The sequence below is a fragment of the Actinobaculum suis genome, from assembly GCF_900102025.1.
GTDB lineage: Bacteria > Actinomycetota > Actinomycetes > Actinomycetales > Actinomycetaceae > Actinobaculum > Actinobaculum suis.
In genome coordinates this window covers 25,886-46,961 of sequence record NZ_FNAU01000016.1, presented here as the reverse complement: position 1 = coordinate 46,961, position 21,076 = coordinate 25,886, and the positions used below count along the sequence as shown (strand labels likewise).

Sequence of the window (21,076 nt, the reverse complement as noted above, 5' to 3'; positions counted from 1 at the left end):
CCAGGCCCCAGACACCTTCGAAAAACACGCGTCAGCTACACTTGACCTTGCAGCATAAACACCACCCCCATGTCCACTTTCCGGGGGTCGGGCCCGTCGGTAGCCAGGCACGCCGCACCGCTATCTGAACGCGCTACATTGGTGAATGCACGCAGCACGCTGGCACTTGGGCACACCGATGTTTCAATTAGTGCGTAGTACGGCTACTACGAGCTAAGCCGCTAAACCACGGCCGCAACGGTTTAGCACTACCGTCCTGCAACTTCGCCGCGGGCAGTTTCGTCAGCGTCATCATCGCCGTCATCATCGCCCTCGTCTACGTCGTCATCATCGTCATAGTAGTAGTCGTCGTAATCATCGTCGTCGAAGTCATCATCTTCGCCATTGTGATCATCGTCGTCGTACTCATCGGCGTCGTCGTAGTCGTCATCATCGTCTACGCCGTCCACGTCGTCGAAGTCGTCGTCTTCGCCGTCATGATCATCATCGTCGTCGAGATCATCATCGTCGTCGAGATCGTCATCGTCGTCGTCATCGAAATCGTATTCGTCGGCGTCGTAATCGCTGTGTGAATCATCGTCGTCGTCATCCGACCCCCACACTTCTAGCGGGGATTCGATACCGAACTCGGTAAAAATGACGTCGTCATACACGGTGTAAGCATCGGCAAGTGCGTCCGCTGCTTCGAGCACACAAGGCGCCCCCGGATCATCGGTTGTGGTCGCAACCTGGTGGAAATTCTCCAGAGCGCCGAGCAAACGGTCAAGCGCGAAACGTGGATTCGTAGCCATAGGTCTAGCCTACCGCGCAAATCCGAGCAAATGCCAACTTGGGAAGGCCTACCGCACCTGGTGTAAAAGAAAGGAAACGGGTGTGCCCTAACAGACCTGTGCGCGTTAGTCTGCCGGTGTGGCCGGGCGCGGCGTACCCGAGTTCGGCGTCTCGTACTTTTGCGGTTCTACAAGTTCGAGAGCGGAGCGTTCACTAGCCACAAAATCATGCGGATCCAGCGGATGCCCGGCTTCCATTTCCGCAATCATGAAACGCACAATAGCTTCCCGGTAACGGTGGGTTTGCGCCGAAATGGAAAGCATCCGCTGGTAGGGCGCGCCTACTTCCAAGACCTCAGACACCGCATTGAGTTCTTCCTCACAGCCAAGTTCGGCAGCGATTGGGGCGAGCGTGGTAACCATGCGCCGCAAAGTATCAGTAACGGGTTCTTCATTACCAGCGTCGTCCAAAATTAGTATTGCTTCCATTCCGTAGCGAGAGGCCCGCCACTTATTTTCGGAAACAAACCAGTCAGGGATCTTCGGTAGGGGTTTTCCGGCGTCGAGCTGCTGGGAGAAATATTCCACTAGGCACTGGCAGAGCGCGGCAATCATCCCAATCTCGCGAACATTCGTGGCCGCATCGCACATGCGTAACTCGAGAGTGCCAAATTTTGGCGATGGACGAATATCCCAGCGGATTTCATCGAAGTTTTCGATGATCCCAGTTTTCTTCATCCCTGCTTCATATTCTTCGATCTCTTCCCACCGGGAAAACTGGAGGGGCGTGCCGGCGGTAGGTAGTTGCTGGAAAACCATGGCACGGTTATCGGCATATCCGGTAAGCGAACCGCTCCAAAATGGCGAAGCTGCCGCCAAAGCTTGGATATGAGCAAAGCGGGTAAGCAAGGCCGAAAGGATTGGCAAAGCCTTTTCGGGATCATCGATCCCCACATGTACATGAGTGCCGTAAATGAGCATCTGCCGGCCCCAATATTGGGTACGTTTCACGAGTTCTGCGTAACGTTCCGAATCGGTGACGCGCTGATAAATAGGATTCGCGAAAGGATGTGTGCCCGAAGAAGCCAAAGTGATCCGCAAGGGACCAATAACTTTCTCTAAAATTTCCAGGCTATGTTCCAAATCCGCGCAAGCATCCGCTACCCGGCGGCGCGGTTGGGAAACTATTTCTACGGTATTGAGCAACATTTCCCGATGGATCATCGAAGTGTCTTCTGGTAACGCCTCGACGGCGTCCATCACCGCCGCTCCCGCTTGCCGCAAATCATAGGAATCAACGTCTATAAGTTGCAGCTCCCATTCAATACCAACAGTTGATCGGGGCGATTTCTTGAACTCCATTTCCCAAGCTTATGCGATCAGGAAATGACAGTCGTGAAACGTCCTTATGGTGGGAATGCAAGTGAAAGCAGGAGCACAAATTCGAGCTGGATTTTCAAGCGCTACTTCTTTACCCTTAATGGGAACGGTTCTCAATAAGGAGTTGTATGAAGGTCAGAGCTTCGCTGAAATCCTTGGCCAAGCAGCCGGGGGCCCAAGTGGTGAAACGCCGTGGGCGCGTCTACGTGATCAATAAGAAAAATCCGCGTCTAAAGGGAAGGCAAGGGTAAGAATACATGGCGAAAGTTTGCCAGGTAACGGGCCGCCGGCCCCAGTTCGGGAAAACGGTTTCTCACTCGCATAAGCGCACTTCGCGCCGGTGGAATCCCAATGTTCAGAAGAAAACTTACTATTCCCCGATGCTCGGGCGGAAAGTACGGCTCCGGGTAACGCCGAAGGGCATGAAAACCATCGATAAATATGGAATCGATGCGGTGGTTAGCGACATGCTGGCCCGCGGCGAAAAAATCTAAATCGGGTGCGGAGCCAGATCGTTCGTTGTAACTCCGCACCCCTTCCAACCCTAGTTTTTTATCGAGGAGGTTAATGATGGCAAAACCAGGAGATGTTAGGCCCATCATCAAACTCGTTTCTACCGCCGGTACCGGGTACACCTATGTGACGCGCAAAAATCGGCGTAATAACCCCGAGCGGCTAGAGCTCAAAAAATACGATCCGCGCGTGGGCAAGCACGTGCTCTTCCGTGAAACGCGTTAGCGGCGCGGCGAGTTAGCGCGGCAAGTTAGCGCTAGCCCGACTGGTTAGCGCGGTGAGTTTGCCTGGCCGGTTAGCGCAGTGAGTTAGCCCGGCGCGATGCAGAAATCTTAGACGGCGCTCTCGCGCCGTCTTCTACCTACTTTTGAAAGGTATACATGAAAAAGGGAATTCACCCGGATTACCATCCCGTAGTTTTTCGCGATATCCCTACGGGAACTACTTTCCTTACCCGTTCGACCGTGAATTCGCCGAAAACCATTACCTGGGAGGACGGTAATACCTATCCCCTCATTGAGATGGAAGTTTCGAGTTATTCACATCCCTTCTACACCGGTACTGCCCAGATTATTGACACTGCCGGCCAGGTAGAAAAGTTCAAGCGGCGTTACGGGATGAAGAACTAGCTATAGCTAGACACCTGTGCACTAAGGGATAGCTTTATGCCGGTGTTAGTAGTGCACGGCCTCGCGCGAGCGGTAGCTCCCGGCCTCGCCACGAGCTACCGCTCGCCGCATATTTGGACGTATAAGCGGCTTATAGGCTTATTGGACAAAGGCTGGGAATCGTCAAACCAAGAAATTACATGAGATGCAAAAAGACCACTCGCCGCATTGGCCGAATGGTCTTTTTGTTTCTCTAAATCTATTTTCTCAGTTTTCTCTCAATCGGACCGGTACTTAACGCTGACCGGTACTTAACGCTGGCTGGCACCGACTACTGGCCAATACCTAACCCAAACCATATTTTTGAGAGTACGCAACAATTATTCCAAGAGCTGCCTATGTTATCTTTTAGCTGTTGCAACATAGCAGCAATTGATTTTTACCCGTGCGCGGAGGGGGACTTGAACCCCCACCCTCTTATACGAGGACTAGCACCTCAAGCTAGCGCGTCTGCCTATTCCGCCACCCGCGCGGGACGTTTCCCGCGAGTTCTACCTCGCGAGCAACAGAGAAGAATTTAGCACGAGTTCACCCCGGTTTTCCAATTTACTACCCTTTTAGGTGCTGTGAGAACGGTTACGCACGCCGGCTCTCTCGCGATTATGCGCCAATATCTATACTCGGACCATGCTCGTAACCGAACTTGAAACCAGCCGTTTTATACTTACCGCTCCCCGGGAAAGCGATATTCCGCGTATTACTCAGATCTGCCAGGATCCCACTATTCAAAAGTGGACCACGGTACCTGCTCCCTACACGGAAGCCGATGCGCAGTTCTTTGTGGACGATGCTGCCGCGAAATGGGAAGCCGGCCAGCCCGTCTGGTTTGCACGAACAAAATCTAGCGCGGATGGTACTCCCGGCGAAGTCGTGGCCTGCGTGGATTTACATGCGTCACGGGCCGGCACGGCCGAACTTGGTTACTGGTGCGCTCCGGATGCGCGCGGCACCGGCGTCGTTCCGGAAATATGCCGGGCGGCTCTCAACTTTGGGTTCCAAGAGCTGGGATTGCAGGTGGTGCGCTGGTCCTGCGAGATCCACGATGGGGAAGTTAACTGGGCAAGTGCCAAGGTGGCGTGGAAGCTAGGCTTTACTTTTGAGGGTCGGCGGCGCGGCGGGGTGATCAATAAAGGCCGCGCTCATGACTGCTTGGATGGTTCTTTGGCGGCCGGGGAACCCATGGAACCGCGAGAACCATGGTGTGGGCCAGATCCGCGCCACCCGGCTTTTGGCGATCCGCACCAACCGGAACTGCTAGTACGCCAATTCCACGAAGTGTACGGCTTACCGATTGTGGAGGATACGCCGAATGTAGACCGGGAACGGGTACATATGCGGATGAGCCTGATTGCCGAGGAATTTATCGAGCTGACCACCGCTGTTTATGGCCCGCAGGCGGGTGAGAAAATTGCGACGGCCGTGCAGGAAGCCCGCGCACTTGATGATGGTTCGCGCGATACGGTCGAAGCAGCCGATGCTTTAGCCGATCTGACCTACGTGATTTACGGAATGGCGCTAGAGATGGGTATTCCTATGGCCCGCGTTTTGGCGGCAGTGCAGGCTTCAAACCTTTCCAAACTTGGCGCGGACGGTAAACCGATCTACCGGGAGGACGGCAAGGTTCTCAAAGGTCCGAATTTCTTCGACCCCGATATCGCCGGAGCGCTTGGTTTATAGGGTATTTGCCGCGGTTTTTCTGCGGCGCCCTACCTGTTTTTTTTAAAAAAACAATTGGCCTGCGGGCTACAGCGCCCCGAGTTTTTCGGGGTCTGAGCCGGCAGGCCTTACTATTTTCGTTTTACCGCAACGGTTTGCCCGTGGCGTGCTTATGCATCCGCCGCGTTGGTTTCTTCGGTCTTCCCGGTTTCGTTGCTTTTCTGGGTGCAGGTGGTCCCGGTTTCGTTGCTTTTCTGGGTACGGGTGGTACGGGTGGTTCCGGTTTGGCCGCTGCGGGGAGTTTGCGGGGTTTCTTCTTCAAATTCGGCGTCTTCGATTTCGTCAATCAGGCTGGCCGCCATGATTTGTTCGGCGAGTTGGTCTAGCCGGCGCGAAATCTCGCGTTTTTCGGAGCCGCGTTTGGAGCGGCTCATGGCGTTCAAAACTGGAATCGACCGTTCAATTGCGTCGAGCTTGGCCCGCCATTCGGAAGCTTTTTGCGCTACTTGCGGAGTATTGGCAGACGCATACAGGTAGGTCACTTGTTCTTTGAGGACCTGCACGCGGTGTTCGAAACTATCCCCCGTTTTCGTGCCCGGTTCCTTCGCCCCGGTCACGGCACGGAATCTTTGCGTTACTTTGGTGAGGAATTCCGGGTTTTGTTCCACGAGCTTTCGCACTTGCGGTCCATATTTTGCAAGTACAACGACGACGGCGGGCCCAATCCGCCGTGCGAGCCGAAACAGTTGTTTCAATACACCCTTTTTTGCCATTCCTGCCTGTCTCTTTCCGCAAGTTTGCCCTGGTTCTGCGTACTCTGGCTCTATGCACTCTCGTTCTACGTACTGTGGCGCTACGTGCTAGTGCGCAAAGCACTGGGGCTCAGTCTAACTGGAAGCCCGCGGCTTATTGAAAACATCGCTACATATGAGAAGGCTCCCCGGGGTCAGCGGGCACGGCGGGTTTAGCGGGCACAGCGGGCTTAGCGGGCTCAGCGGAAATCACGCGCGGGCATGTTTACCGGGAGGGGCATTTCTTCCATGCCGTCTGCGATAAATACTTGCGCACCCGAATCTCGTTCCAGCATGCCGCGCACAATCAAACCTTGTGCCCGCAATGCAACCGCCCGGTAGCGGTGCCACAGAGCCGGGGAGACGAGTACGTTGAGAAGCCCAGTTTCGTCTTCCAAAGAAAGAAAAGTGATTCCTTTCGCGGTGCCGGGCCGTTGCCGATGCGTCACGATTCCAGCGGCTCGTACCCGAGTTTTTTCGGGTACCTGTGCCAGTTCCGAAATCTTAAGCACGCCGCGGGCTTGCAAATGCGGGCGTAAGAACTGTGTGGGGTAAGAATCTGGCGATAAACCGGTGGCCGCGATATCGGCAATGTTCTTTTCTACCGGGCTCATATCGCGGAAAACCGGTACCGTGCCGAGCGCTTCCGTTCCGGGCAGGGCCGGCTGGTACCATCCTTTTTCGGTTATGCCGGCATCTTCCACGGCGTGGGCTAGCCAGATACCTTGCCGCCGCGTTACCCCGAGAGAACGCAAGGCCCCGGCTGTGGCAAGCGTTTCGATTTCTTTTTCGGAAAGCTGGGCCCGCTGGGCCAGGTCCGCCACATTCGTAAACGGTTTTTCGGCCCGGGCTTGCACAATCCGCTGTGCCCCGCGCCCCAATCCTTTAATCGAATCAAGCCCCAGTTGCACGTAATGCGTGCTACTAGCATCGACCAGTCTTTTTGCCGGCACCTGGCTCTGCTTTGCTGGCGCTGCCAAGCCGCTAGGCTTTTCCGCAGTTTCGGCGGTAGAGCCGCGGGGCCTTTCCGTTCCGGTTGCGTAGCTGCCGCCTCTTTCCCCCGTTTCGGTGGTAGGGATGCTGCCGGTTTCCGGCCGGCCTGTTTGCGCCCGGTTTTGGTCTTCCGTATAGGCAAGTACGCTTGCCTTTTCTGCTGCGGTAGTAACGTCTGCTCGTTTCACGGCGACGCCGTGGGAGCGGGCGTCTGCTACGAGGGTTTGCGGGGAATAAAAGCCCAGGGGCTGGGCGGCGAGGAGGGCTGCATAGAAATCTTCCGGATGGTGAACTTTCAGCCAGGCGGAAGCATAGACCAGATAAGCGAAGGAAAACGCATGGGATTCAGGAAACCCAAACTCGGCAAAAGCTCGCAATTTTTCGTAGATTTCTTCCCGCACGGCGGGTTCGATACCGTTTTTTGCCATGCCGGCCAAGAGTTTTTCACGGAGCTCTTCCATTCTTTCTGCCGAGCGTTTAGCCCCCATAGCTTTCCGAAGCCGATCGGCATCCGCCGCAGAAAATCCGGCCGCATCCATCGCTATTTGCATGAGTTGTTCTTGGAAAAGCGGCACTCCCAAAGTTTTCTCGAGGGCGGGCCGCAATAGTTCATGGGCGTAGGTCACGGGTTCCTCGCCGCGGCGGCGTCGTAAATAAGGGTTGACGGAACGGCCCTGTATGGGACCGGGGCGAATCAGTGCCACTTCGATCACGATGTCGTAGAAACAGGTGGGGCGTAGGCGCGGCAAGGTAGCCATTTGGGCGCGCGATTCCACCTGGAATACACCCACGGTATCCGCGGCCTGCAACAGTTCGTAAACACGCGGATCTTCTTGCGGAAGGTTGTGCAAGGCGAGCTGGCTGCCATCAGGGGCACGTACGCCGCGCTCCCCTATCGATTCGAAAGCAAGACGCAATGCCGTGAGCATCCCTAAACCGAGCAAATCAAATTTGACGAAACCCGCGCTCGCACAATCATCTTTATCCCACTGCACTACCGTTCGCCCGGGCATGGTGGCCCAGCCCACCGGGCAAACGTCAATCACCGGACGATCACACAAAATCATTCCAGAAGAATGTATCCCCAGGTGGCGGGGTAGTTTTTGCATACGGGCAGCTAGTTCTTCCACCGCGCGCGGGATCTGCCCGTCCCGGTTTGCAGTGCTTTTGGCAGACTCGGGGCAACCTGGTTCACTATTTTCAGTACGGTTGTTATTCGCGGTGCCGCTGTGTTTTCCGGTGCTACTGCTTTCAGTATTGCCCGGTTGGTGGGAAGTACTGCCCGGTTGATGGGAAATGTTACCCGGTTGGTGGGAACCGGGTTCCCGGCTTTTTATCCACCCGTCGGCTTGCCCACGCGAATAGCCGAGGGCGCGGGCGGCGTCGCGTATAGCGGAACGTGGCCGGTAAGAAATCACGTTGGCTACTTGGGCAGCATTATCGCGCCCGTAGCGCGAATACACGTGTTGGATCACTTCTTCCCGCCGCCCAGATTCGATATCCAAATCAATATCGGGCGGGCCGGATCTTCCCGGGGAGAGGAAACGTTCAAAAAGCATTTTGTGCCGTACCGCATCTACCGCGGTAATCCCCAGCGCGTAACACACCGCCGAGTTAGCGGCAGAGCCGCGCCCCTGGCACCAAATCCCTTGCTGGGCACAAAATTCTACGATTTCGTGGACGATAAGAAAATATCCGGGAAATCCCAGTTCGATGATGATTTGCAATTCATGGTCGATGAGTTTCCACGCTTCTGGGTTTTCTTGCCGCATCCCGTATCGTTCGCGCGCAGCTTTGGCCACGAGTTCACGCAAATAACTACTTTCGGTATGGCCGGCCGGTACCGGATAGGGCGGCAGTTGCGGGGCAATAAGTTGCAGGTCAAAGGCACAATCAGCCCCGATTTCTGCCGCCAATTCAATGTTTTTGCGCCGCTCGGGATGCAGTTCGAGCATTTGCGCCCCGGACCGCAAAAAAGCCCCATTGGCGGGAAGATAGGGATCCATTTCGTCCAAACTGCGCCCGGCGCGAATTGCGGCCAGTACGTCTGCCACCGGGCGGTCTGTGGGGCGAGCATAATGCACATTGCCGGTTACCACCGCGGGAACTCGGGCACGGCGCGCTACTTCACTCAAGGCCGCGCAGCGTTCCCTATCCAGTGGCGCCCCGGTAGCGCTAAGTTCGACGACGACGTTGCCCCCGAATTTTTCTTTCAGTTCTTCCACTGCGGCCAGGGCCGCATCTATCCCCCATGATCCCGGATTTGCTTCCAAAGCCCGCCGTACACTTCCCTTCCGGCAACCGGTAAGTGCGAGCACATCGCCCGAAGTGTTTTCCAGCTCGGTGTAGTGCGTTTCGCCCTTATTACCACTGGCCAACATGGCGGTACCAATCGTGCGGGAAAGGAAACGGTAGCCGGCCGGGTTGCGGGCGAGCAATACCAGATGATTGCCATCCGGGTCTATTTGGCCGTTCCTGGCCGCGCTGGCACCCACTGAGATTTCGGTGCCGGCAATTAGCGGCAGGCCGCACGTGCGCGCACTATTAGCGGCTTGTACGAGGCCGGGAAAACCGTCGTGATCGGTAATAGCCAAGGCTTCCAGTTCCAATTCGGTAGCCCGGTGCACCAAAGCATCGGGCATGGAAGCGCCGTCCAGGAAACTAAAAGCGGTGTGGGCGTGTAATTCCGCGTACGGGATCATTTTGCTACGGGCAGCTAGCTGTAACTTCCAGCAAGCTGCCATTCGCCTCCTTCCACATAGGTGAGATAAGCGTTCTGTTCGGTAGTGATTTGCAGGTAGGCACGCCGCACCCGCCGCGCCGGATCCCACCAGCGTTCTTCAAGCGCCCAGGGCCCGGCCCAATCAGTTACGAGGTAGCGGTGTTCGTCGATTTCTGCGTGCGCGGGAAATACTTGCCTGCAAGTACTTTTACCTACCTCTTCACCGATCTCTTCACCGATCTCTTCACCGGTATCAGTAGCGGCATCGGTACCGATATTTGCGCGCATCTGCGCAGGCATACTTTCGCCGATATTGCGGCGCGTGTCCTCGCTGGTATCGATATCCGCCCTTGCGCTGCAGTGGGGGCAGATAAAACTGCTGTTCGCGTTGACGGCGAGGAGCGCGCCGCAAGCGCAGAGCACCCGGATTTTGCGTGGATGGCCATACATAGTTAACGGCCGCGGGGCTGGAATCGCTCCGGGCCAAGTAACATTTTGCGCAAAATTTAGGCTGGTGTTTTCCGCGCGATCCGAGTTTTCTGTTGTAAGCAGGTGGTTGCCCGCCACCGCGGGCAGGTGAACGTTTGCGTTTGTGGTTGCGGGCGGATGGCCATGGGCGGTTGCAGGCGTGTGGCCGAAAGGTACATAGCTCAGCAAGTCTTCGGGGCGGCGCCCACCGCGTAGCACCGGGCTGAGTACAGCTTCTTCCCCGAGGAGAGCCTGGATACGGGTAGCGCCGCGGGCCGCACTTTCCGCGCTCGCGGTTTTACCTCCCCACAGAGGGCGGGCCAAGCTTCCCGCGGGCGCAAAATCGGTGACCACGAGTTCTAATTGGCTAATGTTTGCGCGGTCTGCATTTGCGGTAGACATCCAAGCAGATAGTTGCCAGCGCACCCGATCTACTACATCACGGGCCGCCATATGTTCCACCAGCCATTCCCGGCTCACTGTTTCCGCGGTTTCCAGGTGTGCATGGACGGCTAAACGGTGTGCGGTATAAGAAGTAGCGGCAAGTTTTTCTTCCAATTCGAGTGCTAGTTGCCGGGCCGCGAAGGCTGCTTGTTGCGCATTCACGAGCGGCGGATCGAAATTGCGATGGACGCGAATTTCTGGAACTACCCGCGCACCTAGCGGCATTGCCATATCGCCCCCGGCAATGAGTTGGGCAAGTTCTTGGCCGGTACTTCCAAACCGGGCAGTCAGGGCCCGCGCACCTAGTTTTTGGGCTTGCCCAATCGTCTGTATACCAAGCCGGGATAACAATTCCACGCAGCGGTGAAATTCGGCGTAGTGTTGCGGCGTCGTTGGTACTACCAGTACTGCTGCTAAAGGCTGTGCGGCCAGGTAGGTGTTTTCTTCCCCGGGAGCGATAGTGGCATCTTCGCGGGCGGCTAGCAAAGTGGCGAGCGTGCCTTGCGCAAAACCCACATTCGCTTCACAACCGGCAATATCGGTAACCGCGCCGAGCAGAGATTCGGCCAATATAGCTTCGCTACCTGCGGTACGGGTGGCGCTGCGGGCCGGAAAAATCACGGAGCCGGGTAGGCGGACGGTGACGCGGGCAACGAGGGTATCGATTGCTTGGACCACTGGTTCGAAAAATTGCATATCGCGTTGCGTATCTGCCGGAACGAGCGCCAGCTGCGGGCAAATGCTTTCCGCTTCCCGCTGCTGCATCCCCGGGTGAATCCCGTAGCCGCGCGCCCACGGATTGGCAGCAATGATTTCTCTGCCGGCAGCCACCGCGGCCGGTGCGGCCACCGGGAGCAGGCCTGCCTGCACGGCGGCTGTGATGGGCCAGTGCGGTACCCAGACGGACCCGTACCGCATTAGTCCACCACCCGTAGCCCTGGTTCTTGTTGCCATCCGGAAGCGTCCACGCGCAAGCGCAGTTTGCGGCCGTGCCGGGCCTGCATTTCCAGGTGTAAGGAGCGCAAATGCCCCCGGCCACGCCCCAGCCCGGTGGCAGCCACGTACTGGGCGGTAAGTGAGGTTTGGGCTTTCCAGCCTTCGCCCACAATGATCGCACCGCGGGTTCCGGCCCGGCGGGCCAAGGCTTTCCGGGAGCGTTTGTCTAAATTGAGGCCCGGCCCGCAAATAACGACGTCGAACCCATCGACTGCCGCGGCCGCTACTTTGCCTGCCGCCGCTGCAGAAATCTGCGGGACGCTCACCGTGCGGTCAAGCGCAATTCCCAAATCGGCAGCTCCGGCCCATCCGATATCCGCGCACCCCAAGTAGATGCACCAGGCGCCCTGGGAACTGGCCAGGGAGGCAATAAACATGGTGGCGAACCGGGAACCGAAAGTGCCGATGGTCATGCCGCGGTGCAAACCGCGCGGAAATAAGACGCGCAGTTCCTCCGGTAAATCCCAGGTTTCTGCCGGCACCGGGGCGCCCGCCGGTAATCTGCTACCGCTAGCTGGCAACGCTGTGCTCCCCGCGACTGTGCTCCCCGCGGCCGGCACCAGATTTGCGTGCAGCATCGAGGTTTCGGCGGGCAGCGCAGCGCTTTCCGTGGGCATTACCAAGTTCCCGACCGGGGTAACCAAACTTCCGGTAAGTCCCACCGAGGCTTCGGCCCGGGCCAAAGCCTCCCGCGCTCGGCCCAGTTTGCTCGCTTTACCAAGTTTCCCCGAATTCCCCGTATGGTCCAGCTTCCCCAGATTCCCCGGACTGTCCAGCTTCCTCGGCTTCCCCGGACTGTCCCGCTTTTCCAGCCGGCCTAGTTCCGCGATTTTTCCAGGATTTCCGGCCTGCGGATCCTCAGCTGGCTGCGCGGATTTTCTCTGCTGCGCCGCGGGGTCTTCCGCTGCCCATTGCCATGCCGCCGCCGCGTTTCCTGCCACTGTTTCCTCCTTCCCGTGTACTCACCCAGACTAATCGAACACCAGTTCGAACTTAAGTGTGAGGGTTAGCGAACCATCGGCTTTGGCCTTGCTAAATCACGGATTTCGGCGCGGCACGCCGAGCCGGTTTTCTCGCGCACAGTTTTGCTGTTGGCACCACGCGAGTACTCTGGGACGCGTGCTCAATATTGTTTTCTTCGAACCGCGCATTCCGGGCAATACCGGCGCGGCCATTCGCCTGGCGGCCTGCACGGGTGCCACTTTGCACCTCATCAAGCCCTTAGGTTTTGATTTTTCTGACGCGCATCTCAAACGCGCCGGCCTGGACTACCACGACCTGGCCGACCTCGTTATCCACGAGAATTTCCAAGAGTTTTGCGCCGCGGTTGGCGATGCCCGCATTTTTGCTTTTACCGGGCACAGTAGCCGTAATTTCGCCACGGTTTCCTACCGCACCACGGACTATCTTCTCTTCGGCCCTGAACCAACCGGCCTTCCGCCCGAAGTGCTCGATTCGCCCGCCATTACGGCCAAAGTGCGTATCCCCATGAAACCGCACCTGCGCTCCCTCAACCTAGCCAATTCGGCTTCCATCGCGGTCTATGAAGCTTGGCGCCAGCTCGGCTACGCCGGTTCGATTGACGCCATTGACCCCGGCAGCATCGAATAATTTCTTCCCGCGCACAACCGTGATCCGCCGAGCCGGCTTCACCGCCAGCTTCTCCGCCCACTTCGCAGCCCCGCTATTATCCGCCCCGCCGATAATGCCGCCTCCGGAGGGCCGGTTTTACCATGCGTTTCTTTTACCCGGTTCGTGCGGTTGCGTCCAATACCCCGCCGGCATATTTGCGGCTAATGCCGCCGGCGTATTTGCGACTAATACATGTGCGGTTCGCGCCGATCGGGGCGCTTTGCGAAAGAAGTTTCGGCTCCGGCCAACAAATCCCCGATAGGCATTTGCAAAGCTTCCGCTAGGTGCAACAGGGTTTGGGTTTTCGGGTTCGCGTTCCGATTATTTTTCAGGTCTGATTTTCCGGCTTCGAGGGCTTGCACGGTGGTGCGGTCGAGTTCGGCGCGGCGTGCCAATTCGTCTTGGGTAAGTCCTAACTGCTTGCGCCGGCTCCGTACCGTACGCGCAAGTTGCTTTGCCACCTGGTAGTCAACCCAGGAATTACCTCTCCACGCTTCTTCTCTCACTCCTCTAATTTCGGCCGGGCATACCCAGCATTCTGCTGGGTACACCCAGCTCTTTGCCGCAGAATACGCAATGCGCATTATTTGTTCACAAAAATGAACCGCTGCCGCGCGTGGCGCACTACCCCGCGCGTACACCGCACCCAACGCGGGCGGCACATCAAGCAGAGGTGAAGTGTCCGATGCCGACGGCACGCCCATCGTAACGGCCACACCCAGCACAGGTGCCGTACCGATCACGAGCGCCGCACCCAGCACAACCGGGGCGCCCAACACGGGCAAGGCCGGCAACGGGTTACTTAGGAGAGGAAAAAGCGCCCTAGGCGTCGTCGCGAACCCGCAGTTCCCAGCAGGCGACTGCGCTCGCGGCAGCTACATTGAGGGAATCGACGCCGCCATCCATGGGGATAACTACCGAATAATCGGCGGTAGCAATGGTTTGCGGTTTGAGCCCATCACCTTCCGTGCCCATAATGAGCGCGACTTTCGAATCTTGTGCCCGCACTTGCGGGAGCGCGGAAAACTCGTCGAGGGGAAGTGAATGCGGCACGAGGGCGAGTGCGGCCGTCACAAAACCGGCATCGTGTAAATGGTGGATAGAGTGCGGCCAGTTATGGATTCGCGTCCACGGTACCTGGAACACCGTGCCCATAGAAACCCGTACGGAACGCCGGTAGAGCGGATCGGCACAGTCGTCGGTTACTAGAACGGCGTCGATACCTAAAGCCGCGCAGGAACGGAAGATGGCTCCCACATTGGTGTGGTCTACCAGCGCTTCGAGTACGACGACGCGGCGGGCCGGCCGGCCGTGGCGCGCCCGGGCCAGTAATTCATCTGGGGCCGGCAATACCGGCCGGTTCATGGCGGCTAGCGCCCCGCGGTGAACTTTGTAGCCGGTAATGGCTTCCAAAACAGTTTCTGGGGCCACATATACGGGTACTTCGCCGCCGTCTTTGTGGCCCGTGGCGAGCTCTACCCAAGGGGTGAGGGCCGGTAGCCATTTCACCGAGGTGAGGAAAGAACGGGGTGTGTGGCCAGCCTGGATGGCCCGCATAATTACCTTCGTAGATTCGGCCATGTAAAGGCCGCGGTCGGTTTCGAGCTTTTTTCGCAAGTTGACGTCGGTGAGGCGCAAATAATCGTCAAGACGCGGATCGGTAGTATCACTCAGCTCAATAATCACCCGTTAACGATGCCACCCCGGAAGCCAAAGTTTCCTTCGACTCCCGGGGTAGCATCATATTTCACACTCGTGAGGCTGCGGGCTTTCACCTGCGGAGGCAGAAAACCAGCCGGGCTGCAGCCCTAGTTTTTAGCACTCCTAGTTTTTAGGGCCCCAGTTTTTAGCACCCGCAGTTTTTAGCACCCGCAGTTTTTAGCACCCACAGTTTTAGTGCCCGGCTTTTTGGGCTTCGCCCGAGGCTTGGGCGGCCTCTCCCTTCGCGGAGGCTAGTGCGGAATCGATATCTTCCAGCGAAGTATTGGCCAGGCTTTCAGCCACGCTGGCCGCACCCGCGAAATCGGCACCCACCTGGGTTTTTTCCTCTTCCGTATCGGTGCCCGTTGTCGGAGCTGGATCACTACCGCCGCTAAAGCCGCGCGCCACCGCTTCCAGTGCGGAGCTGAATTCGGAAGGAATCAGCCACAGCTTCGAAGACTGCGAATTGGCGATCTCCGGTAGCGTCTTAATGTACTGGTAGGAAAGCAGCTTGGGGTCTGCGTTGCCCTTATGGACGGCGTCGAACACCTGGAGAATAGCGCGCGATTCACCTTGCGCCCGCAAGATCGTGGCTTGAGCTTGACCTTCCGCCTTCAAAATCGCCGCTTGCTTTTCACCTTCGGCAGTCAAAATCTGCGACTGCTTGACCCCTTCTGCCGTCAAGATCGCGGCGCGACGGTCACGTTCCGCCTTCATCTGCTGTTCCATGGCGCCCTGCACGGTCCGCGGCGGGTCAATCGCCTTTAGTTCCACGCGGGAAACACGAATCCCCCACCGGCCGGTGGCTTCATCAAGCACGGAACGCAACTGGTCGTTGATACGGTCTCGGCCGGTGAGCGCCTGTTCCATATCCATGGTGCCAATAATGTTACGAAGCGTAGTAACCGAAAGCTGTTCGATAGCGGCCATCGGATCAGCAATTTCGTAAGTGGCCGCGTAGGCATTGGTCACCTGGTAGTAAATAACAGTGTCGATAGAAACGTTGATGTTATCTGCGGTAATTACCGGTTGGGGCGGGAAAGGTACCACTTGTTCACGCATATCAATGCGCTGGCGCACCGAATCGAAGAACGGAATGAGGAAGCGCAGGCCCGGCCCCAAAATCCGGTTAAAACTTCCGAGCCTTTCCACTACTACTTGGGTGCCCTGCTGCACGATGAGCACCGAACGCCACACCGTTACGATAATAAGTAGGAGGAATAGTCCGAGGACTATCAATGGTATTTGTTCACTCGACATATGCGCACCTTTCCTTTTGGCCGTTATTGGCAGTGAGTGATCGTGTGATTGTTTCTTTTCGAATGTGAAGAAATGGGCTTGCGGTTCTGTTACGCGATGCCTTGTGCTTCCGCCGCGCGGCGCCTTTGGGCTTTTGTATGGTCTATCCGCTCCTCTGCGGGTTATCCGCAAGCGCCTCGTTACCGCGCCGCCGTGCGCCGCTGTGCGCCTCGCGTTCAGTCCCGCTTAGTAGTGGGGCTTAGCGGTGTGGCTTAGTGGTGCGGGGCGGGCGGGTTAGTATTTTGCGGGAGTGGTTCGACGACGGCCGTAGCCCCGTCAATATAGGCCACCACAACCGTACTGCCAGCGGGAATGGCATTCCCATCGGTGCGGCCAGTCCATTCATCGCCCCCGATTTTCACCCGGCCGCCATTCACGTTGATCTCGGTTAACGCGCGGGCGGTGCGGCCTATATTGGCTTCCACATTGCCAACCGCCCGGCCTTTGGGATTCATATGGCGTTGGGCCCACGGCCGTACCGTGAGGATCAGCAAGACCGAAAGTACCGCGAAGGCGATAACTTGTATCGTGAGATTGGTGGGCAGGAAAACGGCCACCACGGTAGTTCCTAAAGCGGCGAGCCCTAACATCAGGAACGTGAAATCAAGTATGAAAAGCTCGAGCAAAGCGGCTACTAAGGCACCGATGAGCCAGATGTACCACTCCATATTTGTCTTTCCTTTCGGGAAGCAGCCCACGCCGCGTTTCTTGGTCACATTTTACACGGGATCTTCGCTACTTGCGCCCAAAAGCCACATATCGATCCGCCACCCGATTTACTTGCAAGGGATAGTCGAAGAGGGCGGAAAGGTTTTCGGAAGTGAGGGTTTCTGCAAGCGGGCCAGCCGCAAATGTTTGCCCATCTTTGAGCAAAAGGGCATGGGTGAAACCGGCCGGAATATCTTCTACGTGGTGTGTAACCAATACCAGCACGGGCGAATATGGGTGACTGGCCAACTGGCCCATGGTGGCCACCAGGCTTTCGCGCCCGCCCAAATCCAACCCCGAAGTGGGTTCATCCAAGATCAACAGTTCCGGATTAGGCATCAGTGCCCGGGCCATACCCAAACGCTTTAGTTCTCCTGAAGACAAAACTTGCACCCGCCGCTCAGCTATATCGGCGATCCCGAATTGGCGCAGTAATGCCCACACGCGCGCATCATCTTCGGCTTCATAGGTTTCCCGGAAGGCGGCCGTATGCCCGTAGGCGGCAGTTCGCACGGCCTGGAATACGGTTTCCCCGCGCGGTATACGCGCATCCACCGCGGCGGAAGTCACGCCCACCATAGTTCGCAATTCACGCACGTCTACCCGGCCGAGTTTTTCGCCAATGATTTCTACGCTTCCCGCGGTCGGGAAAAGCCGGGCCGCAGCTATTTGAATAAGCGTCGTCTTCCCCGCTCCGTTCGGACCGAGCACAACCCACCGCTCATCACTATTAACGTCCCACGTTACGCCGCGCAAAATCTCTGTGCCACCGCGGCGCAAGGCCGCGTTCTTGATTGCGATTACATCTCCCATAGCTCTAAGACTAATCGCAAATTTAGGACCACACGCCACCAGATCATGCTCGTTTTATATGCCACTGTTACAAGTTTCGGGCACCCGGTCGCTACCATCACATGGCAACAACCGGGTGCCCGAAGCTCTTATAGTGCCGGTTCTGGCAGACCGCGCCCACAACCGTCAAGCTGCCTAGTTGCCTGGCAGCCCCATACCTTCGAGCCGCTACTTACCAGCGAGCAGATCGCGGTAGAAATCCATGGTTTTTTCTGCGATCGAAGTCCACGAGAAGTGTTCTTCCACGCGGCGCCGGCCGGCCTGTCCCATTTCGCGAGCGCGCTCGCGGTTGGCAGTGACTTCGTTTAGTGCGGCGGCGAGGTCGGCTTCGAATTTTTCTGGATTAAGCGGGGTGCCACTACCGTCGTCTTTTTGTTCGATTGGTACCAGCAAACCGGTTTCGCCGTGCACGATGCAGTCGGGGATGCCGCCGGTATCGGTGCCTACTACGGGGATTCCGCAGCCCATTGCTTCGAGGTTGACGATGCCTAGCGGTTCGTAAATCGAGGGGGTGACGAATGTGGTGGAGCAGGATTCGAGCATGACGATTTGGGATTGTGTCAGTGTTTCTTCGATCCATACCACGCCTTCGCGTTCGGCTTGTAGTGCGGCTACGAGCCGGCGGGTTTCTTCCGCGATTTGGGGTGTATCGGGGGCGCCGGCACACAGGATGACCTGTACGCTTTTATCTACTTGGCGCAGGGCGCGTAGCAAACCGGGCACGCCTTTCTGGCGGGTAATGCGGCCCACGAAAATGATGGTGGGACGGTCGGGGTCCAGGCCGTAGCTGCGGAAGTAGGTACGTGCTTCTTCCCAGCCTGCTTCGGTTTGCGGGGCTTTCCAGGCGTCGAGGTCGATCCCGTTGTGGATTACGCGTACCTTTTCTGGGGATACTGCCGGGTAGCAACGCAAAATATCTTCGCGCATGGCCCGGGAGACGGCGACTACTCCGGCTGCTCCTTCGTAGGCGGTGCGTTCCATCCAGCAGCTCAGATCGTAGCCGCCGGCGAGTTGTTCGCGTTTCCAGGGGCGTAGTGGTTCCAAAGAGTGGGCGGAGAGTACATGCGGGATGCCGTACAAGATGGAGGCGATATGGCCGGCCATATTGGCATACCAGGTGTGGGAGTGCACGATATCGGCGCCTTCTACGTCTTTTGCCATGGGAAGGTCGACGCCGAAGGTACGTAGGGCTCCGTTCGCGCCGTCGAGCGAAGTGGGGTAATCGTAACCGCTCACTTCTACGCCCGCGGGCATTTGTGCTAGTTCGGCAGCGCTGCGCGGCCCGTCAAAGGCGCGTACGTGGACTTCCGCGAGCGGAGCCAATACCTTCGAAAGTTCTTGTACGTGTACGCCTGCTCCCCCGTACACATGTGGCGGGTATTCGCGAGTCAAGAGGTCAATACGCATGGTTACCTTCCTTTTGTAGTGCGGCCAACTACTATTTTGGCTTCGCTCACTACGGTTTGCCAGATTTATTCCTGCCCGTGTGCTTTACTCGCGCGCAAGTGTTTCTTGCTGGTAAAGCCAGTGGCGGGTAGGAGCCCGGCCCCGAAACCCACGGCCGTGTGGGTGATCGTGAGCACACATGTGAGTGTGAGACAAATCTAGTTCAACCCTACCCGGGATTACAGTCTTGCTGGCAGGCCTTGCGGCACACTGGCGTGTGACTGCGATGTACGTATGGTTGCGTTGTTCGTGTGGTTGCAATGTTCGCGTGGTTGCAATGTTCGCGTGGTTGCAATGTTCGCGTGGTTGCAATGTTCGCGTTGTTGCAATGCTCGTGCGGTTGCAATGTTCGTGCGGTTGCGGTGTTATTGCGCCCGGCTCCAGGATCGTAGGAGATAACTACGACGATAACTACGGCGTCGTAATAAGAAAAATGTGAAAACACGCCGGCACTGCATCTCACAATATGATACGCAGGGATGACTCTGCAAACGATAGCAAAAAGCACCTTCCGTTCCGTAAGTCCCTACACTTAAGCGGAAATATCGGTTAGGAAAGGCTAACAAAAGCCCCGAACTTACCGAAAACGTGTCGCACCCGTGGCACACCTCACTAAATAGGGTAGACTGGAGGTATGTCGAAAACCCCACGCGTATTAGCCATCGTCCTGGCGGGGGGCGAAGGTAAGCGTCTTATGCCGCTCACGAAAGATCGGGCCAAACCAGCGGTCCCCTTCGGGGGTATTTATCGCCTCATCGATTTCGCGCTGTCCAACATTGTAAATTCCGGATATTTGCAAATCGTGGTCTTGACCCAGTACAAGTCTGATTCTCTAGATCGCCATATTTCGCGCACGTGGCGTATGTCTAATCTCCTCGGGAACTATGTCTCCCCCGTTCCGGCCCAGCAGCGGCGCGGTACCAGCTGGTTTGAAGGTTCGGCGGATGCTGTCTATCAGTCGATGAATGTTATTGATGATGAACGGCCGGACTACGTGCTCATCACCGGGGCAGACAATATCTACCGTATGGACTTTTCGGCCATGGTAGACCAGCACATCGAAACCGGAGTAGGGCTCACGATTTCGGGTATTCGCCAACCCTTGTCACTCGCTCCTTCTTTCGGGGTGATTCATGCCCGTGACGATGACGCCACTCGGGTAGCCCAGTTCCTCGAAAAACCGCAAGATACTACCGGTTTGGGCTTACAGGACGATCCGGACCAGTTCCTGGCATCCATGGGTAACTACGTATTTACTACCAAGGCCCTCGTGGATGCTTTGCGGGCGGACGCCGCCGACCCGGATTCGAAGCATGATATGGGCGGTTCGATCGTCCCCATGTTCGTGGAGCAAAACGACTGCGGCGTCTACGATTTCACCTTCAATCGCGTCCCCGGAGAAGGTGAAGAACGCGATAAGGATTACTGGCGCGACGTCGGTACTATCGATTCCTACTACGCGGCCAATATGGATCTCATCTCGGTAGTTCCCGAATTCAATCTGTACAACGAAGATTGGCAGATCTACACCGGGTATACCGGGATTCCGCCGGCAAAGTTCGTGTACGGCCACCACGAGCGGCTCGGGCACGCCCTTGATTCGCTCGTCTCCCCCGGCACGATTATTTCCGGTGGCGAGGTAGTTGGCTCGGTCATTTCGCCGAAGGTACGCGTCAACTCGTGGTCTTCGGTACGCGAATCGATCCTTTTCGACGGCGTCAACGTGGGCCGCAACGCCACCGTGATCAAGTCGATCGTAGATAAGAACGTACAAATCGAAGAAGGCGCCCAACTCGGCGTCAACCACGATTACGATCGCGAACGCGGATTCTACGTCTCCGAAGGCGGGGTAACCGTAGTACCCAAGAACGCTATAGTGCGCCGCTAATGTGGTAGCCAGTGGCGTGCTGCCGCGTACGTGTTGCTAGCACGCGGGTGCTCCAGTGGAGCTCTGAGCACGCGGGTATCGCTACTACCGGTGGTTCTAACGACGACGCCGGGAGGCAGGCCATCTCCCTATATGGGACCGGCCGGCAC

19 protein-coding genes and 1 tRNA gene are annotated in these 21,076 nt (G+C 57.2%); 7 read left to right on the top strand and 13 right to left on the bottom strand.

Features of this window, described 5'->3' with window-relative positions; all coding sequences use genetic code 11:
* Window positions 1–248 precede the first annotated feature (248 nt).
* Both BLT47_RS09365 and BLT47_RS08060 read right to left on the bottom strand, forming a co-directional pair.
* A complete protein-coding gene (locus BLT47_RS09365; protein ID WP_083330171.1) occupies window positions 249–791 on the bottom strand; it encodes a hypothetical protein in 543 nt (180 codons plus the stop codon).
* 105 nt (window positions 792–896) lie between these two features.
* Complete coding sequence (locus BLT47_RS08060) at window positions 897–2,132, bottom strand: glutamate--cysteine ligase (RefSeq protein WP_049620354.1); 1,236 nt, start codon at window positions 2,130–2,132, stop codon at window positions 897–899.
* A gap of 146 nt (window positions 2,133–2,278) precedes the next feature.
* Here BLT47_RS08060 and ykgO point away from each other — a divergent pair, with 146 nt between their 5' ends.
* The 4 genes from ykgO (at window position 2,279) to BLT47_RS08040 (ending at window position 3,292) form a co-directional block, all read left to right on the top strand.
* Complete coding sequence (gene ykgO, locus BLT47_RS08055; RefSeq protein ID WP_074663615.1) at window positions 2,279–2,401, top strand: type B 50S ribosomal protein L36; 123 nt, start codon at window positions 2,279–2,281, stop codon at window positions 2,399–2,401.
* A 6-nt stretch (window positions 2,402–2,407) separates the two neighbouring features.
* Window positions 2,408–2,644 (top strand): 50S ribosomal protein L28, encoded by a 237-nt coding sequence (rpmB, locus tag BLT47_RS08050; RefSeq protein ID WP_074663611.1) that lies wholly within the window; start codon window positions 2,408–2,410, stop codon window positions 2,642–2,644.
* Between the two features lie 73 nt (window positions 2,645–2,717).
* Window positions 2,718–2,888 carry a 50S ribosomal protein L33 gene (gene rpmG, locus BLT47_RS08045; RefSeq protein ID WP_438356965.1) on the top strand — a complete coding sequence of 57 codons (171 nt, stop codon included), beginning with the start codon at window positions 2,718–2,720 and terminating at the stop codon, window positions 2,886–2,888.
* A gap of 155 nt (window positions 2,889–3,043) precedes the next feature.
* Window positions 3,044–3,292 carry a type B 50S ribosomal protein L31 gene (locus tag BLT47_RS08040; protein WP_049620352.1) on the top strand — a complete coding sequence of 83 codons (249 nt, stop codon included), beginning with the start codon at window positions 3,044–3,046 and terminating at the stop codon, window positions 3,290–3,292.
* 425 nt (window positions 3,293–3,717) lie between these two features.
* On the opposite strand, the gene BLT47_RS08035 is transcribed toward BLT47_RS08040, so the two are convergent.
* Window positions 3,718–3,803 (bottom strand) — tRNA-Leu (locus BLT47_RS08035).
* Window positions 3,804–3,958: 155 nt separating this feature from the next.
* Here BLT47_RS08035 and BLT47_RS08030 point away from each other — a divergent pair.
* On the top strand, window positions 3,959–5,008 hold the full coding sequence (locus BLT47_RS08030) for a GNAT family N-acetyltransferase (protein ID WP_049620351.1): 1,050 nt from the start codon (window positions 3,959–3,961) through the stop codon (window positions 5,006–5,008).
* Between the two features lie 149 nt (window positions 5,009–5,157).
* On the opposite strand, the gene BLT47_RS08025 is transcribed toward BLT47_RS08030, so the two are convergent.
* The 4 genes from BLT47_RS08025 to BLT47_RS08010 all read right to left on the bottom strand — a co-directional run bounded on the left by BLT47_RS08025 (window position 5,158) and on the right by BLT47_RS08010 (window position 12,342).
* Window positions 5,158–5,760: a hypothetical protein gene (locus tag BLT47_RS08025; protein WP_074663607.1), complete on the bottom strand. Its 603-nt coding sequence runs from the start codon at window positions 5,758–5,760 to the stop codon at window positions 5,158–5,160.
* Between the two features lie 218 nt (window positions 5,761–5,978).
* Entirely contained in the window at window positions 5,979–9,515 is a 3,537-nt protein-coding gene (gene dnaE, locus BLT47_RS08020) for a DNA polymerase III subunit alpha (protein ID WP_256332586.1), read from the bottom strand.
* Complete coding sequence (locus BLT47_RS08015) at window positions 9,488–11,323, bottom strand: Y-family DNA polymerase (RefSeq protein ID WP_074663600.1); 1,836 nt, start codon at window positions 11,321–11,323, stop codon at window positions 9,488–9,490. The genes dnaE and BLT47_RS08015 overlap by 28 nt, the downstream gene beginning before the upstream one ends.
* A complete protein-coding gene (locus tag BLT47_RS08010; protein WP_074663596.1) occupies window positions 11,323–12,342 on the bottom strand; it encodes a hypothetical protein in 1,020 nt (339 codons plus the stop codon). The genes BLT47_RS08015 and BLT47_RS08010 overlap by 1 nt, the downstream gene beginning before the upstream one ends.
* A 178-nt stretch (window positions 12,343–12,520) precedes the next feature.
* Here BLT47_RS08010 and BLT47_RS08005 point away from each other — a divergent pair, with 178 nt between their 5' ends.
* A complete protein-coding gene (locus BLT47_RS08005) occupies window positions 12,521–13,012 on the top strand; it encodes a tRNA (cytidine(34)-2'-O)-methyltransferase (protein ID WP_049620347.1) in 492 nt (163 codons plus the stop codon).
* 206 nt (window positions 13,013–13,218) lie between these two features.
* Here the strand turns inward: BLT47_RS08005 and BLT47_RS09360 are convergent, their stop codons facing one another.
* From BLT47_RS09360 to glgA, 6 genes are all read right to left on the bottom strand, one after another.
* Window positions 13,219–13,539, bottom strand: a complete 321-nt coding sequence (locus BLT47_RS09360) for a helix-turn-helix domain-containing protein (protein ID WP_176764508.1) — start codon at window positions 13,537–13,539, stop codon at window positions 13,219–13,221.
* Between the two features lie 316 nt (window positions 13,540–13,855).
* Window positions 13,856–14,719 carry a TrmH family RNA methyltransferase gene (locus BLT47_RS07995; protein WP_049620345.1) on the bottom strand — a complete coding sequence of 288 codons (864 nt, stop codon included), beginning with the start codon at window positions 14,717–14,719 and terminating at the stop codon, window positions 13,856–13,858.
* A 207-nt stretch (window positions 14,720–14,926) separates the two neighbouring features.
* Complete coding sequence (locus BLT47_RS07990; RefSeq protein WP_065415272.1) at window positions 14,927–15,994, bottom strand: SPFH domain-containing protein; 1,068 nt, start codon at window positions 15,992–15,994, stop codon at window positions 14,927–14,929.
* A gap of 251 nt (window positions 15,995–16,245) precedes the next feature.
* Complete coding sequence (locus BLT47_RS07985) at window positions 16,246–16,701, bottom strand: NfeD family protein (RefSeq protein ID WP_049620343.1); 456 nt, start codon at window positions 16,699–16,701, stop codon at window positions 16,246–16,248.
* Between the two features lie 67 nt (window positions 16,702–16,768).
* Entirely contained in the window at window positions 16,769–17,554 is a 786-nt protein-coding gene (locus BLT47_RS07980) for an ABC transporter ATP-binding protein (protein ID WP_074663589.1), read from the bottom strand.
* Between the two features lie 207 nt (window positions 17,555–17,761).
* Window positions 17,762–19,000: a glycogen synthase gene (glgA, locus tag BLT47_RS07975; RefSeq protein ID WP_074663585.1), complete on the bottom strand. Its 1,239-nt coding sequence runs from the start codon at window positions 18,998–19,000 to the stop codon at window positions 17,762–17,764.
* A 673-nt stretch (window positions 19,001–19,673) separates the two neighbouring features.
* On the opposite strand from glgA, the gene glgC reads away from it, so the two are divergent.
* On the top strand, window positions 19,674–20,927 hold the full coding sequence (gene glgC, locus BLT47_RS07970) for a glucose-1-phosphate adenylyltransferase (RefSeq protein WP_049620340.1): 1,254 nt from the start codon (window positions 19,674–19,676) through the stop codon (window positions 20,925–20,927).
* Window positions 20,928–21,076: the final 149 nt, after the last annotated feature.

What these genes read in the sequence shown, in the direction of transcription:
- BLT47_RS09365 (WP_083330171.1), bottom strand. Translation starts at nt 791, where the DNA reads ATGGCTACGAATCCACGTTTCGCGCTTGACCGTTTGCTCGGCGCTCTG.
- BLT47_RS08060 (WP_049620354.1), bottom strand. Translation starts at nt 2,132, where the DNA reads ATGGAGTTCAAGAAATCGCCCCGATCAACTGTTGGTATTGAATGGGAG.
- ykgO (WP_074663615.1), top strand. Translation starts at nt 2,279, where the DNA reads ATGAAGGTCAGAGCTTCGCTGAAATCCTTGGCCAAGCAGCCGGGGGCC.
- rpmB (WP_074663611.1), top strand. Translation starts at nt 2,408, where the DNA reads ATGGCGAAAGTTTGCCAGGTAACGGGCCGCCGGCCCCAGTTCGGGAAA.
- rpmG (WP_438356965.1), top strand. Translation starts at nt 2,718, where the DNA reads ATGATGGCAAAACCAGGAGATGTTAGGCCCATCATCAAACTCGTTTCT.
- BLT47_RS08040 (WP_049620352.1), top strand. Translation starts at nt 3,044, where the DNA reads ATGAAAAAGGGAATTCACCCGGATTACCATCCCGTAGTTTTTCGCGAT.
- BLT47_RS08030 (WP_049620351.1), top strand. Translation starts at nt 3,959, where the DNA reads ATGCTCGTAACCGAACTTGAAACCAGCCGTTTTATACTTACCGCTCCC.
- BLT47_RS08025 (WP_074663607.1), bottom strand. Translation starts at nt 5,760, where the DNA reads ATGGCAAAAAAGGGTGTATTGAAACAACTGTTTCGGCTCGCACGGCGG.
- dnaE (WP_256332586.1), bottom strand. Translation starts at nt 9,515, where the DNA reads ATGGCAGCTTGCTGGAAGTTACAGCTAGCTGCCCGTAGCAAAATGATC.
- BLT47_RS08015 (WP_074663600.1), bottom strand. Translation starts at nt 11,323, where the DNA reads ATGCGGTACGGGTCCGTCTGGGTACCGCACTGGCCCATCACAGCCGCC.
- BLT47_RS07990 (WP_065415272.1), bottom strand. Translation starts at nt 15,994, where the DNA reads ATGTCGAGTGAACAAATACCATTGATAGTCCTCGGACTATTCCTCCTA.
- BLT47_RS07985 (WP_049620343.1), bottom strand. Translation starts at nt 16,701, where the DNA reads ATGGAGTGGTACATCTGGCTCATCGGTGCCTTAGTAGCCGCTTTGCTC.
- BLT47_RS07980 (WP_074663589.1), bottom strand. Translation starts at nt 17,554, where the DNA reads ATGGGAGATGTAATCGCAATCAAGAACGCGGCCTTGCGCCGCGGTGGC.
- glgA (WP_074663585.1), bottom strand. Translation starts at nt 19,000, where the DNA reads ATGCGTATTGACCTCTTGACTCGCGAATACCCGCCACATGTGTACGGG.
- glgC (WP_049620340.1), top strand. Translation starts at nt 19,674, where the DNA reads ATGTCGAAAACCCCACGCGTATTAGCCATCGTCCTGGCGGGGGGCGAA.